At 61.4% G+C, this 15,644-nt stretch carries 15 protein-coding genes; 5 read left to right on the plus strand and 10 right to left on the minus strand.

Going from position 1 to position 15,644, the window contains the following annotated elements; translation table 11 throughout:
* Positions 1-15 precede the first annotated feature (15 nt).
* The 5 genes from JIN78_RS02105 to JIN78_RS02125 form a co-directional block, all read right to left on the minus strand.
* Positions 16-579 carry a sugar O-acetyltransferase gene (locus JIN78_RS02105; protein ID WP_200390276.1) on the minus strand — a complete coding sequence of 188 codons (564 nt, stop codon included), beginning with the start codon at positions 577-579 and terminating at the stop codon, positions 16-18.
* Positions 576-2,402, minus strand: a complete 1,827-nt coding sequence (locus tag JIN78_RS02110; protein WP_200390277.1) for a SulP family inorganic anion transporter — start codon at positions 2,400-2,402, stop codon at positions 576-578. The genes JIN78_RS02105 and JIN78_RS02110 overlap by 4 nt, the downstream gene beginning before the upstream one ends.
* Positions 2,403-2,473: 71 nt before the next feature.
* Positions 2,474-2,884 carry a VanZ family protein gene (locus JIN78_RS02115; protein ID WP_200390278.1) on the minus strand — a complete coding sequence of 137 codons (411 nt, stop codon included), beginning with the start codon at positions 2,882-2,884 and terminating at the stop codon, positions 2,474-2,476.
* Between the two features lie 12 nt (positions 2,885-2,896).
* Positions 2,897-3,172: a CopG family antitoxin gene (locus tag JIN78_RS02120; protein WP_200390279.1), complete on the minus strand. Its 276-nt coding sequence runs from the start codon at positions 3,170-3,172 to the stop codon at positions 2,897-2,899.
* Positions 3,173-3,526, minus strand: coding sequence for a BrnT family toxin (locus tag JIN78_RS02125; RefSeq protein ID WP_234037729.1), 354 nt, complete (start codon positions 3,524-3,526; stop codon positions 3,173-3,175).
* Between the two features lie 73 nt (positions 3,527-3,599).
* Here JIN78_RS02125 and JIN78_RS02130 point away from each other — a divergent pair, with 73 nt between their 5' ends.
* Positions 3,600-4,457, plus strand: coding sequence for a carbon-nitrogen hydrolase (locus JIN78_RS02130; protein ID WP_200390280.1), 858 nt, complete (start codon positions 3,600-3,602; stop codon positions 4,455-4,457).
* Between the two features lie 131 nt (positions 4,458-4,588).
* Here JIN78_RS02130 and argF read toward each other — a convergent pair whose 3' ends face one another.
* Entirely contained in the window at positions 4,589-5,485 is an 897-nt protein-coding gene (gene argF / locus JIN78_RS02135) for an ornithine carbamoyltransferase (protein WP_200390281.1), read from the minus strand.
* 136 nt (positions 5,486-5,621) lie between these two features.
* Complete coding sequence (locus JIN78_RS02140) at positions 5,622-7,883, minus strand: right-handed parallel beta-helix repeat-containing protein (protein WP_200390282.1); 2,262 nt, start codon at positions 7,881-7,883, stop codon at positions 5,622-5,624.
* 159 nt (positions 7,884-8,042) lie between these two features.
* Here JIN78_RS02140 and JIN78_RS02145 point away from each other — a divergent pair, with 159 nt between their 5' ends.
* From JIN78_RS02145 to JIN78_RS02160, 4 genes are all read left to right on the plus strand, one after another.
* On the plus strand, positions 8,043-9,227 hold the full coding sequence (locus JIN78_RS02145; RefSeq protein WP_200390283.1) for an FAD-dependent oxidoreductase: 1,185 nt from the start codon (positions 8,043-8,045) through the stop codon (positions 9,225-9,227).
* Between the two features lie 48 nt (positions 9,228-9,275).
* The gene (locus JIN78_RS02150) at positions 9,276-10,283 is read left to right on the plus strand and encodes a zinc-dependent alcohol dehydrogenase (protein ID WP_200390284.1); all 1,008 of its coding nucleotides are present in this window, start codon (positions 9,276-9,278) and stop codon (positions 10,281-10,283) included.
* On the plus strand, positions 10,280-11,065 hold the full coding sequence (locus JIN78_RS02155; protein ID WP_200390285.1) for an SDR family NAD(P)-dependent oxidoreductase: 786 nt from the start codon (positions 10,280-10,282) through the stop codon (positions 11,063-11,065). Before JIN78_RS02150 ends, JIN78_RS02155 begins: the two co-directional genes overlap by 4 nt.
* Before the next feature lie 79 nt (positions 11,066-11,144).
* Positions 11,145-12,023 carry a haloacid dehalogenase-like hydrolase gene (locus JIN78_RS02160; protein WP_200390286.1) on the plus strand — a complete coding sequence of 293 codons (879 nt, stop codon included), beginning with the start codon at positions 11,145-11,147 and terminating at the stop codon, positions 12,021-12,023.
* A gap of 6 nt (positions 12,024-12,029) precedes the next feature.
* Here JIN78_RS02160 and JIN78_RS02165 read toward each other — a convergent pair whose 3' ends face one another.
* From JIN78_RS02165 to JIN78_RS02175, 3 genes are all read right to left on the minus strand, one after another.
* The gene (locus JIN78_RS02165; RefSeq protein ID WP_200390287.1) at positions 12,030-12,653 is read right to left on the minus strand and encodes a hypothetical protein; all 624 of its coding nucleotides are present in this window, start codon (positions 12,651-12,653) and stop codon (positions 12,030-12,032) included.
* A 47-nt stretch (positions 12,654-12,700) separates the two neighbouring features.
* On the minus strand, positions 12,701-14,197 hold the full coding sequence (locus JIN78_RS02170) for a S10 family peptidase (protein ID WP_200390288.1): 1,497 nt from the start codon (positions 14,195-14,197) through the stop codon (positions 12,701-12,703).
* A gap of 99 nt (positions 14,198-14,296) precedes the next feature.
* On the minus strand, positions 14,297-15,604 hold the full coding sequence (locus JIN78_RS02175) for a hypothetical protein (protein WP_200390289.1): 1,308 nt from the start codon (positions 15,602-15,604) through the stop codon (positions 14,297-14,299).
* Between the last annotated feature and the right edge of the window lie 40 nt (positions 15,605-15,644).

The raw sequence follows: 15,644 nt of genomic DNA on the forward strand, positions 1-15,644 counted from the left end.
TCGGGTTTTCGCTGGTCAAATGAGGCTGTCTTTTTGGGGGATGGTTTTGATCACGCGGGCGGGGACTCCAGCGAGGACGACGTCGTCGCCGAAGCTCTTGGTGACCACGGCTCCGGAGGCGACTACGACCCGGTTGCCGAGGGTGACTCCGGGGTTGATGACGGCGTGGGCTCCGATCCAGACATCGTCCCCGATGGTGATGGGTTTTCCGAATTCCCATCCAGCCGAGCGGGGGGCGGCTGCCACGGGGTGGCCCGCGGTGCAGATGCTGACGCGAGGGGCGATGAAGCAGTTGCGACCGATGCGGACTTCGCAGACATCGAGGATGACGAGGTCGAAATTGGCGTAGAAATTTTCTCCCAGGTGGATGTTGCTTCCGTAGTCGCAGCGGAAGAAGGGTTCGATGGTGAAGTTGGCGGGGGAGGTGCCGAGGAGTTCGCGCAGGGAGGAGTCGTCCTGATTGGCGTTGAATTGCTTGCAGAGGCGTTTGGCGCGGGTGCGCTCGGTGATCAGGAGTTCGTCATTGGCCTGATAGAGTTCTCCTGCGAGCATCTTTTCTTTTTCAGGGGAGGAGTTCATTTGTCTTTGTTGGCGTCGTGGAAGATGGAGATGTCGGCTTTCTGATCGCCCAGCAATTGTTGGGCCCGGCGGAGGGCGTTGCGGGTGGAGATATTGGGATTGGAGGGGCCGAACATGAAGATATTGGAGGTGCCTTCTTCTTTGCTGGTGCCTTCTTGGAGAAGTTCCAGGACACCGGAGTTCTTGAGCACGCGATAGACGGGGCGGGGGGTGCCGGAGAGGAGGACGTGGCGGTCGTGGTCGCGCATGAACTTGATGAGGTCGGCGAGGGCCAGGACGGAGGTGGCATCGAGGTGGCGGGCGTTTTTCAGCCGGAGGATGATGACCTTGAGGTTGGCATCGGCGGCAATCCGCTGGATTTGGGAGCGGAAGAGTTCGGCGGCTCCGAAGAAGAGGTCGCCTTCGACGTGCACGATGGAGATTTCGGGATTGGGGCGGGGGCGTTTTTCCCCCAGTTCACGGAGGTCGCCATCGTCGTGGATGGCGTATTCGACGAGTTGGGGCACGGCGGCTTTGCGAAGGAAGAGGGCGATGGAAAGGGCTACGCCGATGAAGATGGCGACGTGGAGGGGGGTGAGGAGAGTGGCGAGGAAGGTGGTGACCAGGACGAGGGCGTCGGAGCGGGTGGAGCGCAGGCAGACGCGGATGTTTTTGATAGAGATGAGGGAAATGGCGATGGCGATAACGAGGCCGGCGAGCACCGACTTGGGGATGAGGGAGACGATGGGGACGGTGGCGAGGAGAAAGGTGGCTCCGAGGCAGAAGAGGCCGGAGAAGATGGAGGCGAAAGGGGTGCGCGCGCCGGAATTGTAGTTGAGGGTGGAGCGCACCAGAGAGCCGGAGGCGGGCATGGCGGCGAGGCAGGAGGCGGCGAGGTTGGCCATCCCTACTGAGAACATGTCTTGGTTCACGTCCGGTCGATCGCCGGATTGGGAGGCGAGGGACTTGGACATGGCCGTGTTTTCCAGCGAGGCGAGAAAGGCGAGGGCGAAGGCGATGGGGAGGAGTTGGGCGGTTTGTTCGAGTAGATCATTGAAGCCCGCGATTTGGGGAAGAGAAGGGGAGAGGTCGGCGAGGGTGAAGTCGGCGAAGAACTCGATGGCATCGCGGGGAAAGAGAGCGGCAAGGAGGGAGGCGAGCAGGAGGGTGAGGGCGAAGTTGGGCAGCTTTTTGAAGGATTTTTGCAGCAGGAGGAAGGTGGTGAGGGCGACACCGCCGAGCACGGCTGGTTGCCAGTCGGCTTGGGGGAGGTTTTCCCAGATTTTGGCCACCAGGGAGGGGAAGGTGCGGCCGTCGGTTTTCTGGAAATACTGGGAGATCCCCAGGAGGGGCTTGAGCTGATTGACGATGATGAGGGTGGCGGCGCCGGTGATGTAGCCTACGAGGACCGAGCGGGAGATGAATTGGAGAAGATCGGCCAGCTTCAAGTAGGCGCCGGCGATGGAGATGAGACCGACGAGAATGACGAGGAAGGGCACGCCCGCCAGGCCCAGGGTGCCTGCCGCGATGCTGGAAAAGAGCATGAAGGAGGTGGCATTGGTGGGCCCGAGGATGGTGAATCGCGAGGAGGCGAAAAGGGGGGCGACGAGGGCGGCCACTGCGGAACAGAGGATGCCATTAACGATGGGGAGACCGGCGATGGTGGCGTAGGCCATGCCCTGGGGGATGGCGAGGAGGGAGACGTTGAGGGAGGCTTTGGCGTCCTGGGAGAGGTTTGGGAGGGTGAACAGGGGGCGGAAGCGGCGGATGGCAAACAGGTCGGGAAGACCATCGAAGCGGGTTCGGCGAGCCTTGCGCTGGAGATGTTTCCAAAAAAATCGCATCGCGGCCCAAGCTAGCAAAGGCGAACCGCTCAGTGAAAGAAGGGATTGCGGCAAGATGGCAATTCCTTCCGCTAGAGGGTCGGGCGGGGGAAGATGGCGGGCTGCAGGCGGCGGAAGACCACTGTGCCGGCCAGGGCACCCAAGATGTCGAAGGTCAGGTCGCCCGCGTCGTTGCCGGAGCGATGGGGATCCCAGGATTGGTGCCACTCATCGAGGGCACCAGTGAGAAAGAGGGTGAGGACGACGGCGAGATGGAGGCTGCTCCCAGTGAGGGGTCGGCTTTTTTTGAGAAAGAGGGCGGCGGAGAGGAGCCCGCCGCCTCCGAAGAAGTAACCGAAATGGAGGATCTTATCGATGGGGAAGTCGCTCTCAAGCCGGGGCCCGGGCAAGGGATTGCTGGAGAGCTGCCAAAGGACAAGGAACCAGATGGCGAAGGCGGCGCTCCAGAACGAGGACCGTTGCGCAATGGCGGGCACTTTCACGGCGATGGGGGCTCAGTCCATTTTCCGCATCTCGTCTTCCAAGCGCTCGGCCAGCCATTGCTTGATCATGGACTGGTAGTTGAGGAAGCGGGAGCGTGCGATGCGCTTGATGCGGGAGAGCATGCGAGGGTCGAAGCGCAGGGTGATGGTGGTGGACTCGCGCGAGTCTGGCGAGTGCAAGGAGCCCTGCATCAACCGCGGAGCCAGCTCGTGCTTACTCCAGAAGTCGGCTTCTTCTTCTTCGTCCTCGAAATCGGGAATGTCCTCCCAACTGGTGATCGTTTTCATTTACTTGAATTCGGCGAATTTGCGCTCGTAAAAGGTTTCCTCGTCTTCGCTGGCGTCGCGGGCGGCCACCACCCGGACTTTTTTGCCATCGGTGGAAAAGGCGAGGAAGAGGTGGCGGTTGGCGATGGACTTGCCGATGGCGTAGAAGCGCGACTCTCCGTCGGCGCGATCATTTTCCGGCAGAAGTCGGACCGCAAAGGGATCTTCCAAGGCCTCCTCGATTTCGCGGGGCTTGATCGTTTTGGTGTCAAAGGAGACGTCTAGAATATCGAGTTCCATGGCTGCGGGGGGAAGGTGTCGCCGGATGCCTCCGCCATCAAGGCAAAAGGTGGACAGCTCGTCTTCCTTGGCCATTCCGCTGGCTACTTTTCTGTTCCGCCCCCCCTTTTCCTTTTTCAAGTTTGGCCGGAGGTGCCATGGTGCCGCCATGGCAAAAATTGCGCTGATTCAAGGCGAAAACAAGGGTTCGCGGGAGGAGAATGTGGCTTGGACGGTGGAGCAAATCCGGCGTGCGGCGGCAGAGGGAGCGGAAATTGTCTGCACGCAGGAATTATTTACCACCAGCTATTTTTGCACGGTGGAGGATCCGGATTTGTTTGATTTGGCGGAGTCGATACCGGGGGAGACGACTGAGGCGTTGTGCGAGGTGGCCGCTCTCTGTGGGGTGGTGGTGGTGGGAGCGCTCTTCGAACGGCGGGCGGCCGGGGTCTACCACAATACCGCCGTGGTGATTGATGCCGATGGTTCGCTTCTGGGGACTTATCGCAAGAATCACATTCCACAGGATCCTGGTTTTGAAGAGAAATTTTATTTCACTCCCGGGGATCAGGGTTACCCGGTTTGGAAAACGAAATTTGGCACTATCGGGGTCTTGATCTGTTGGGACCAGTGGTTCCCGGAAGGGGCGCGACTGATGGCGCTGGCAGGGGCGGAGATCCTCTTTTATCCCACCGCCATTGGTTGGTTGCCGGAGGAAAAGGAGGAGCTTGGCGCGGGTCAACACCATGCCTGGCAGACCGTGCAGTGTGGTCATGCGGTGGCCAATGGTTGCTACGTGGCGGCGATCAATCGGGTGGGCCGCGAGGACGGCACCGAGTTTTGGGGGCAGAGTTTTGTCAGCGACTTCATGGGGCGGGTGGTGGCCCGGGGCTCGGTGGATCAGTGCGAGATCGTGACGGTGGATTGTGATCGGCAGGCCTTGGAGGATCATCGCCGCTGGTGGCCATTCTTCCGGGATCGGCGCATCGAGACTTACCGCGATCTGGGCCAGCGGTGGCTGGGTTAGGAAAAAGAGGCGGCGGGCCTGCCGGGCCACAACCGCTTGTCATTTTGAGGGGAAAGACCTGCCTCCCGATCGCTCTGGGGATTTGCCCCGATTCGATTCGCCAGGGGGAGTGACGGGTCTGGGCTTATCCGCTATCTGGCGAGGGTGGCGAGGACCGCCTTTTGGGCATGGAGTCGGTTCTCTGCTTGCTGGAAGATGACTTCGGCCTGTTTTTCCAGAACATCTTCGGTGATTTCTTTTCCCCGGTAGGCGGGCAGGCAGTGGAGGACGAGGTGTCCTTCACTCGCTCCCGAGAGGAGGTTTTCATTGACCTGATAGGGCCCGAAGAGGGCCTCCTTCTCAGTTTGACCCTCCTGGCCCATGGAGAGCCAGACATCGGTATTGATGACGGAAGCGCCTTGCACGGCGGCGGCGGCATCGGTGCCCACGCTCACATTGGGAGCGTCCAGCTTGGCGAGGAAATCCGCAGGCGGGAGGTATTCCTGCGGGCCGGCCACCGCCAGTTCGAAGCCGAGGTGTTTGGCGGCCCACATCCAGGAGATGGTCATGTTGGAGAAGCCGTCACCGATGAAGGCGACCTTTTGCCCCTCCCAAGTGCCCAGGCGCTCGCGAATGGTCAGTAGATCGGCCAGAATCTGGCAGGGATGCTCGTCATCGGTCAGGGCATTGATGGTGGGGATTTTGCTGAAGGCGGCAAATTCCACGACATCTTCCTGGGCAAAGGTTCGAATGATGGCTCCATGCACCATGCGGCCGAGAACCCGGGCGGTGTCTTTGATGGGTTCGCCACGACCGAGCTGAATCTCGGTCTTGGACAAGAACATGGGAGCGCCTCCCAGCTCGCGCACTCCGACCTCGAAGGAAGCCCGGGTGCGGGTGGAAGCTTTGGTGAAGATCAGTGCCCACGTTTGCCCGGCAAGAGGTTGGCTGGGGTGGCGACCGCGGGTGGCTTTCATCTCGACCGCGAGATCGATGAGTTCGCTGAGCTGAGCCGCTGAAAGTTCTTCGATGGACAAAAGATTGTTCATAAATTGGGGAAGGGAAAGGAAGGAGGGACCATGGCGGATGGCGGGGACAGAAGCAAGAACTAGTGACCTTTGTCCCCCAGGAAGGGAGGGGGAGCTCCGGGAGGTCGCCAAGATTCCGCAGTGGGGCGGGAGGGACTCAGTGGAGAAAGCCGGCCAGCTTTTCGAGCAGGCGTCCGCTGTTGAAGTAGATTTCCTCGTTGACCGTGCGGGGATTGTAGCGGGCGTCGGGGTCGTAGGAGGGCCGGTCGGCGAACTCGGCTTGCACGGCCCGGCGATAGGAGGAGGGGTCGGGGGCGGTCCTGCGGTAGGAATCGCGGTAGAGCCCGATTTCGGTAAAGGGAATCGCTGGCATGGAGAGGCCTGCTCCAGCCCGGGGGCGAAAGTCCAGATTGGCCGGGTTCATGAAGAGGGAGAGCGGCACTTCTTCATTGCCCTCGCTTTTGATGAAGGGGACTTCAGCGATGTCCTTTACTCCTTTTTCGCCACTGCCCGTGCGGTATTCGATATTGCGCCAGTTCCCGGCAAAACGATTGTCCACGAACTCACATTCAATGGGATAGAATCTCATCCGTTCTTGGTTCATGATTTTGGCAAAGAGCGGGTAACGGCTGATCCAAGGCTCCTTGTTCCAGCCCTCGTCCCCCACCACACGTTCGGTGCGCCAAATGGCATCGCCCTTGTCACCGCGCTTCAGCTCCCCCTTCTCGTAGCGGGCGATGTCGCGGTAGCCGCGTTCGGCGTAGGCCTCGGTATTGTAGATGCCGATGTAGCCTTGCAGGAAGAGATTGCCCCGGACCCGGTGACCGGCCCCGCCATTGATGAGGACCGCGCGGTGGGCGGCTTTGTAGAAGATGTTTTCTGCGATGGTCTCGCCCTGGTCTCCGTCATCGGGATAAACGCCCCCGCGGGGATGGGCCTCGGGGAGACACATGAGGTGGTGGAGGAAGTTGTGTTGGATAACGTTGCCCCAGCTCCAACGCGAAGCCCCGCTGTAGATGGCCCCGCCGTCGCCCTCTTCGAAGCCGATATTGAAGAGTTCGTTGCGTTCGATGAGGTGGTCGCAATCGCCGAAGACGACCACTTGGCCGGGGAAGTGATGGATGAGATTGTTGCGGAAGACCTGGCCCACGCCCCGGATGCTGACCCGGCCATAGAAATCGGCGGCTTCAATCTGGGTGAAGTGGCAGTTTTTGGCAAAGTGGCCGGAGGGGGTGAGGGTCTTGACGGTGCCTCCGGAGAGGGTGAGGTGGTGGGGGAGGTCGTAGAGATCACAGGAAAGAAGTCCGCACGATTGGCCGCCCTCGATAATGACTCCCGGGCGGGTGGAATTGCGAATGGTGCAGCCCGCGAGGACGACGTCGTGGCTCCCGGAAATGCTGACGAGGGCCTTTCCCTGACCCACGCCTTCGAAGACGAGCCCCTCCAGTGAGAGGCGGCACGCTCCCCGGGTTTCCACGATGGCCGGCCCCTGCCAAATGCTGAGGCGGGACCCGGCGGAGAGGGGGCGGGGGGGAAGGAAGTAAAGCCGGGCGGTAGGCTCGTCGTAGTAGAATTCTCCAGGCTGGTCCAGCTCGCACAAGAGATTGGTGACGCGCAAACGGCGGGGAACCGCCTTGCCTCCCAGGACTCCGTAGCGGCTGGAATCGGCCAGCTGGATGACGCCTTCTTGGATATTGGCGATGGGGTGGGTCTCGCGATACCAATCGTGGCTCAAGTAACCGGTGACGAGGGCCACCCGGCGATCCTGTAGCTCCTTTTCCCAAGCCGAGAGATCCTTGTCAAGAAGGGTGAACTTGCCGCCAATGGGTTGATCGAGAGTCCAGCGGGGCGGGGCCCCCTGGGTGCGGCCCTGAGCATAGACGGCGCCCTTGGCGAGCACTCGATCGATGTGGCCGAAGCCCACATTAGGGTAGGTGGCAACGGTCATCATCTTGCCATCCAGGCTGCAGCGCATCCCTCTTTTGGCCAGAGCCTGGTGCAGGCCTTTATCGGTCACGGGTAGGGAGTAAACCTGGCCCCGGGCAGTCGGGTGGAGTTTGGCGAGTTCTTCTTCTTTCTCCACAGGCTGGGCCTCGGAAAGCGGCAAGGTGAGTCCGGCATCGAAGACGGGGACTTCCCCGGCCACGGCGCGGAAGCGGATGGGGTTCTCGGCCGTGCCGGCCAGCCCGGGGCCGAAAACGGCGGTCTCGCTGACGGGATAGTGACCACCCTGAATCCAGATCGTGATGGCTTCCTCCCCGACGGGCGCCTCTTGGAGGGCCCGGGCGGCTCCGGCGAGGGTGGCCAGGGGTTGCTCGCGGGTGCCGGGATGGCGGTCGTCCCCTTGGGGCGAGAGGAAAAGTTCGTGAGCGGGGCAGGTGAGGAGAGAAAGCAGGAGGCAACTGGTGAGGAACTTCATAGCTGGGCGCGTGGCGTGATGGCCTGCCTTTTCACGTCCGTAGAGAGGGCAAATTGCCTGCCCAATGCCCAAAAAATGACGTTTTCGCGAGGGGATGGACGGCAATTTTTTACGGCTTTTTCCGTATCTTTTCATTGTCGCTGGGGCGATGCTAGGAAGATGAAACGACGAGAGGCTTTGACATTGGCCGCAGGAGGGCTCGGCTTGGCAGCGGGGTGCCGCAAGAAAGAAGAAAACCCTCCTCCCATGCCGGGGGAAAGCCGGTCGGTGGAAGGGCCTGCGAGTGAAGCTCCCGAAGGCTGGGACTTGGAGCCGGTGCGGGTGGAGCGAGCGCGGCAGATCCGGACGGTGGTGGGCTTGCGGCCCTTCCGCCCGGCTGGCTTTGTGGTGCGGCGGGAAGAGCGCGGAGAGAAGGTGCTGATCCATAATTACGGTCATGGCGGAGGGGGAATGTCTCTCTCCTGGGGTTCGGCTCATCTTGCCTGTCGAGAGGCCGGGGACCTGGCCGGGCGCTCTTGTGCCGTGGTTGGCGGAGGGGTGATGGGCTTGAGCACGGCCCGACTGCTGCAGCAGCGGGGCGCGCAGGTGACGCTCTATACCCGGGCTCTGCCACCGGAGACCACCTCCAATATCGCGGGCGCGCAATGGTGGCCGGTCTCTGTTTTTGACGGGAGCCGCCGCAGTGAGTCTTTTGGCCGCCAATTTGTCGAGGCGGCGCACTTTGCCCACCGCTATTTCCAGAATCTCGTGGGTCCTCAGTGGGGGGTGCGCTGGTTGCCGAACTACTACCTGAGCAATCGCGCCCCGGCCAATGGCTGGATCGATGGACCTGGCGGGGTCTTGCACGACCTGCAAGTGGGGTTCCGCGATTTCGCTCCCGGGGAGCATCTGTTCCCCTCCGCTTATGTGCGGCGTTTTCATTCCATGCTCATCGAGCCCGCCACCTATCTCGCCCGCTTGCTGGCAGAAGTGCAGGGAACAGGGGCCAGGGTGGTGGTGCGCGATTTCACCAGCGCGGATGAAGTCCTCGCCTTGCCGGAGGCCCTTATTTTCAACTGCACGGGACTCGGGGCCGGGCCGCTCTTTGGAGACGGGGAATTGATGCCCATCCGGGGGCAGCTCTGCGTGCTACTGCCGCAGCAGGAGGTGAACTACAATTTGATTAGTGGGCTCCATTACATGTTTCCCCGCGCGGATGGGGTCATTTTGGGCGGAACTTACGACCGGGGTCGTCAGGATTTGCCGCCCGATAGCGGGGATAGCGATCGCATCTTGGCCGGGCACGAGGCGATCTTCCGGCAATTTGGTGAGAACCTGGCCGCTTACCGTCGACAGCTGGGGTGAGGGGACAATTTCTTGGCCTTCCGACTCACGATCGCGTAGCAATGAGGCATGAAAGCCCTCGAACTTTCCGCTCCCTCCCGCTTCACTGTGGTCGAAAGGCCTGACCTGCAGCCTGGTCCCGGGGAGGTCGTGCTTGCCGTGCAGGCCTGTGGCATTTGTGGAAGCGACTTGCATGGAATGGATGGCCGCACGGGTCGGCGCATTCCCCCCGTGGTCATGGGGCATGAGGCGAGTGGGGTGATTGCGGCTCTCGGCCCGGGGGTGGACGACTGGCAGGTGGGCGATCGGGTGACCTTCGATTCCACGGTCTGGTGTGGGGAATGTGGCTACTGCCGGGCGGGACGGGTCAATCTTTGCGACCAGAGGCAGGTGGTGGGGGTCTCTTGTGCGGAATTCCATCGCGATGGGGCTTTTGCCGAACAAGTGGTCCTTCCCGCGCGGATTCTCCATTCCTTGCCTGCCGGGCTCTCCTTCGCGGAGGCCGCTTTTGCCGAGCCGGTGGGGGTGGCTCTCCACGCGCTGCGGCGGGCGGGCTCGGTGCGGGAGAAGGAAGTTCTTGTCATCGGGGCCGGTCTCATCGGATTGCTCCTCATCCAGGCTCTCGCCAGCGAGGGGGCGGTGGTCACGGCGGTGGATCAAGACCAGTCGCGGCTTGAGCTGGCCATGGAGCTGGGAGCGCAGAAGGTCTCCTTGCCGGATGAGTTCGCGGGTAGCGATTTTGATCTCGCCTTTGAAGTCGTCGGCATCGCGCCCACCGTGGCTTTGGCGGTGAAATCTTTGGTCAAAGGCGGCCGCTTGGTCTTGGTGGGCAATTTGTCGCCGGAGGTTCCGCTGCCCTTGCAAGCCGTCGTCACCCGGGAGCTTGACGTTCTCGGTTCCTGCGCGATCGCGGGCGAGTATCCAGCGGCCCTGGAAGCGATTGCTAGTGGTGCGATCCGGGTGCAGCCGCTGATTTCGGCCTCCTTCTCGCTGGGCGAAGGGGCTCGGGCCTTTGCCGCGGCGGGGGAGAAGGGCGCCCTCAAGGTCATGGTCACTCCGGCAGCAGAGATTTTATGAAGGCATTTGATTTATCAGGAAAGAAGGCGCTCGTCACAGGGGCGAGCCGGGGGTTGGGGAAGGGTTTCGCTCTCGCCCTGGCGCGGGCTGGAGCCGATGTGGTGGTGACCAGTCGCTCTCTGGACTCTCTGGCTGATACCGTGGCGGCGGTGCAGGACCTCGGTCGGCAGGCCTGGCCCGTGGCCCTGGATGTGCGCGAGCAGGAGAGCATCACCCAAGCGGTGGCGGAGGCGTGGGAGGTGAGTGGAGGGCTCGATATTCTGGTCAATAATGCTGGCTGCAATGTGCGCAAGCCCGCTCTGGAGGTGACTTGGGAGGATTGGAATCTCGTCCACGATACCAATCTGCGCGGGGTTTTCTTCGTGGCCCAGGCCTGTGCCGCGCGCATGATGGCCCAAGGTCTCGCGGGGCGAATCATCAATATTGGCTCGGTGACTTGTGTCAATGGCTATGCCGGGCTGGCTCCCTACGGAGCGAGCCGGGGCGGGACCAAGCAATTGACGATGAGTCTTGCCGATGACTGGGGACCCCACGGCATCACCGTCAACTGCCTTGCTCCGGGCTGGTTCAAGACCGCGCAGAATCAGGTGATGTATGAGAATGAGGGCTGGGTGGAGTATCTCACCGATCGCATTCCGCTCAGGCGGCCTGGAGAACCGGGGGACCTTGATGGCACCCTGATTTTCCTCGCCAGCGAGGCCAGCGCCTACCTGACGGGGCAGACCCTGTTGGTCGATGGCGGCATCTCGGTGGGCTCGGTGCGGGCCGTGCCCAAGAAGTGAGCGGACCCGCCCCGCTGCCCGGTGAGGACCCTGCCGCCTTTCCCTTGCTCGGGCTGAGGGAACGTGCCAGTCTCGCGCGGTGGCAGAACCGCAGAATACCATAGCTCTCGTTTATGATTACGACCAGACCCTGAGCCCGAGCTACATGCAGGACGACGTTCTTTTTCCGCGCTTTGGCATCGATCCCGAGCAGTTTTGGAAGAAGTGCAACACCCTCGTCACGGAGCAGAGCTGGGACGGGGAGCTGGCCTACATGAAGTGTCTCCTCGACTACCTTGGAATGGACAATGTCAGCAATGCGGACCTCTCGGAGCTGGGACGCAATCTGAGCTATTACCCGGGGGTGGATGATCTTTTCGGGGAGATGAATCAAATCTTGCGACCGGAGCACGAAGCCGCCGGGATCACCATCGAGCACTACATCATTTCTTCGGGATTGAAGGCACTCCTCGATGGCTGCAGCCTCAAGGGCAAGGTGAAGGCCATCTTCGGTTGCGAATTCGGTGAGAATTCCGACGGCTGCATCGCCTTTCCCAAGCGCACCATCTCGCACACCACCAAGACGCAGTTTCTCTTTCGCATCAACAAGGGGATGTTGGGCTATGACCAGGATGTCAACGACCACATGCCGCCTGAACAGCGGCCGATTCCCTTTGAAAACATGACCTATATCGGAGACGGGCCGACCGATGTGCCTTGCTTCACCGTGATGAAAAAGAATGGGGGGCACGCGGTGGCGGTCTACAATCCTCATGATGAAACGCGGCGGAGCTTTCGCAAGTGCTACCAGCTCTCGGCGCGGGCCGAGCGGGTGAAGCACATTGCCCCGGCCGATTACCGACCCGGCAGCCACCTGCGCTTGCTGCTGGAAGAGATCGTGCTTGGCATCGCGGACCGCATCCTCAAGCGCCGGGTCGATGAGCGGACCAATGCAACGGTCTCGGCACCCGGCTTTTAGGAAGAGCTAGAGGGGGCGGGGCTGGGGCGGCTTCGGCCCCGAAGGCGGAGGGGGGATGTGCTCCAGAGACTCGACCTTCTCGCGCCAGCGCGCATTCTCGGCCGCGACATTGAGAAGGTGGATCTCGTGGTCTTGGCGCTGTTTGATTTTGAGAAAGAACAGGGTAAGAGCCATGAACGCCCAGCCCTGCAGTTGAAAGAACAAGTTTCCGAGCAGGGCGAGCACGGTTTGCCAAACAGGAGAAGAAACGAGCCCCAGGGCCAGAGAGTGATCGGCCAGAGTGCCCGCGAGGGCGATTTGCTGCAGAGTGGCGAATTGGAGAAATTTTTTCCACGAGGTTTCCTCCACCCGCAGGTAGTAGATCAGGGCGAGGAAGATGGTCGTGGCGGTGAGAATGCCAAAAAGGCTGCCGAAGCTCCAGAAGGGGAGAATCAAAAGCTCTGGAGTCCAGGCAAAGGATGGGAAGACCGTCAAGCCCGAGCCGATGAGGGTGCCGAGGATTTCGCAAAAACCCGCAGCGAGAAAGGCGACGAAGCTCCCCAGATAAAGACAGGCAATGACGGCAAGGACGCGGCGAACGGCGTCCCAGATCGCACAGCCAAAGATTTCTTCAGGATCGAGCGGGATCATCGCTCCTGCTAGCAGATTCTCTTTGGCCGTGCAAGGCAGAACGGCCCTTACTCGGACTGGCCGGTGATGAATTCGACCAGATCGGTGCGCATCTTGATGATGTCGGGCTCGTTGAGATAGAACATGTGCCCGGCTTCATAATAGGTGTAGCTGATGCGCTCGCGGCTCTCCTTCGGCAGGTCCACCAGTTGATCGAGGGTGTATTCGATGCCGCTCGGGGGGGTGGCGAAGTCGGTGTAACCGCCCATCACGAGCAGGCGGAGGTTGGGATTCTCGGTCATGGCGTCCTGCAAGCGGTCGGCGACGTTCACAATGCTGTTCTCGGCATCCCAACGCCAGGGATGCACCTTTCCCGTCAGAATGCGATAGGGGTGGTGGATGTCCTGGCCGCCAAGGTCCTCGCTAAGGTAGGCGAGCATGGCGGTGGAAAACGCTCCGTAGGCCACCGCATAAGAGGGATCGTAGGAGGGGTAATCACTGTCTTTGGACTGGGCGGGCCAGGCCACGCGGGCATCGAAGCGACCGAGCACCTTCCCTTCCGCCCGCAGCAGCTCGCGGCGGTAGCGGGTGGGCGACAGGCGTAGATTGGTCTCGACCCAGAGGGCGGCAGGAACCCCGGTGAGGGCGGAGAGACGCTCGGCCATGGCCTCCACTTCCCCCTCGCTGAGGCGGGAGCCGACAAAAAGGGCCCGGGTGTAGTCGCCCGCCGCCAAGGCATAGGCTTGCTTGAGCAGCTCATCGCGATCGCCGGAGATTTTGCCATGATGATGGGCCACTGCCGTCATGGCGGGGAGATAGACTTGGTTCATCAGGTAGTTGCCTTGGCTCGCCCGCAGCGTGCGGAAGTCGAGGAGAGAGGAGAGCATGACCACGCCATTTAGGCTCATGCCGTATTCCGACTGCAGATGCTCGGCGAGTCCTGCGGCCCGAATCCCTCCATAAGATTCTCCGAGAAGGTATTTGGGCGAACTCCAGCGCTTGTTCTCCGTCGTCCACCGCCGAATGAAGTCGGCCACCGACTCGATGTCGCCATTCAGTCCGTGGAACTGGCCCTTGGTCTTGTCCTCCTTGGGTCGCGAGTATCCCGTGGAAACCGGGTCAATGAAGACGAGGTCGGTGACATCAAGGATGGAGTGGGGATTGTCGATGAGGGTCACTGGCGGGGGCAGGGTTTCAGTGCCGTCCTTGCTGGTGGGGACGAGCTTGGGACCAAGGGCTCCGAGGTGCAGCCAAACCGCAGAGGAACCCGGGCCACCATTGAAGGCAAACATCACCGGCCGATCCTTGTCGCCCTCTTCCTTTTTCACATAGGAGACATGGAAAACCGAGGCCCGTTCCTTGCCATCGTCCTCCTTGAGAACCAAGGTGTCGGCAGTGACGGTGTAGGAGAGGGTCGCGCCTGCAATCTCGACCTCAGCCTCGACGGGGGCGAGACTGATCTCGGCGGATTCAGGCTTTTTCTCCTCCTTCTTATCCTTCTCCTGAGCGGATAATGGGAGGATGAGGCAGGAGGCGGTGAAGAGAGCAAAGGTGGTTATTTTCATGCGAAGTCAACAAAAGTGAAGGTCCGGCGCAGTCTGGTGAACGCGCGGACCAACGTCGACTGAATAATGACCCTTTTGTCCTCTTCTTTCGACTGTCTTTTACTGGCCGTTGTTAGGCTGCTGATCTTGCTCCAGGAAACGGCGGCGAATGGAATTGGGCAGGGAATCGATATTTTGCTGCATCCAGGCCTTGGCGGCCTGCGAGTCCTGGTTGTTCCAGTCACCCAGCACGCGGTGGTAATTGCGATTGCGGTGACCTTCGTCCCGGTAGGCTGAGACCCAAGTGGCGGCCAGCTCAGGGTCACGCCGGGTTGAGCCCCGCACCAGTTCATCGACTGCAGAGTCAAAGTTGGTGTCGGGATGGGTGGTCATCAGATCGGAGAGCCAGAGGGCGGAGTTGACGGGGTCTTCCCGCACCATGTTGTCAATCACGCCCTCAGCGCCTTCGCTGATCGCTTCCGGTGGCAGGTTGGTGACCCACTGGGTGGCGGCTTCGGGAGATTGGCGGTACCAATCCTCCACGATGTCTTCGCCCACCCGATTGAGGGCATCGATGTCGCCTGTGCCAGCCAGCCAAGTGGCCGCCTCCTCCGCGTCTTTGCGGGCAATGGCCTCGGCGGTCATGGCGTAAGCCCCGGCGCGTAGCACGTCATCGGTGATGGTGGCGGACCAGTTTTTGGCGTCCTCCGGGTTGCGGGCCAGCATGTTGGAGAGAATGCTTTCGAGAGCGTCTCCCCGCTGGCGGGAGCGGGGCATGGTCTCCATGAGGGCGGTGGCACGGCCCAGATCGTGGGGGGCGAGGCCTTCGATCACGCCCACCAACCAAGGGTTGGCTTCGTCGGGATTGTCATGATTGGCCTCGGCCCACGCAATGGCACCCTCGGGATTGGTGGCGGCCCAAGTGGCCAGGATGGTGTTGCGCGCAAAGGTGCCGTCGGTATTTTCTGATGCATAGGTCAGGGCGTTTTGCGGATCGACCTTGGCCCAAGCGGTGAGAAGCATGCGGTATTCGCCCCAGCGCTCGCGGGTGATGCCCAAATCGCGGAAAGAGGCCACTACGGACTCGAATTGGCTGGGGTCGAGGCTGTCGATGAGGGCGAGGAGCGCATTGGTCCGCTCCAGTGGATCTTCGGAAAGAGCAATATCGGCCATCATTTCCTCCGGACTCGAACCCTTGCGCACCATGGGCGCGGCCTCGAGCCGGGCTTGGGCCGAGGAACGGCTGGTGGTGCTATCGGGGGTGGTGCCCGGGGCAGAGCCGCCGCTGACGTTGGCCCGCACCGATTTGGTGGCCTGCACGGACGCGCCCTCCGCAGAGTCGGTCGGCGTGAGTGATTTTCCGGCAAAATAGGCGGCACCCACGGAAAGGCCCCAAATCGAGAGATAGGCGATGGATCTTGGGTTCATGGGGGCATTATACGCTCTCTCTCCCTCTCTTCTTGGCAAA

The sequence above is a fragment of the Roseibacillus ishigakijimensis genome (assembly GCF_016595415.1).
Taxonomy (GTDB): domain Bacteria; phylum Verrucomicrobiota; class Verrucomicrobiia; order Verrucomicrobiales; family Akkermansiaceae; genus Roseibacillus; species Roseibacillus ishigakijimensis.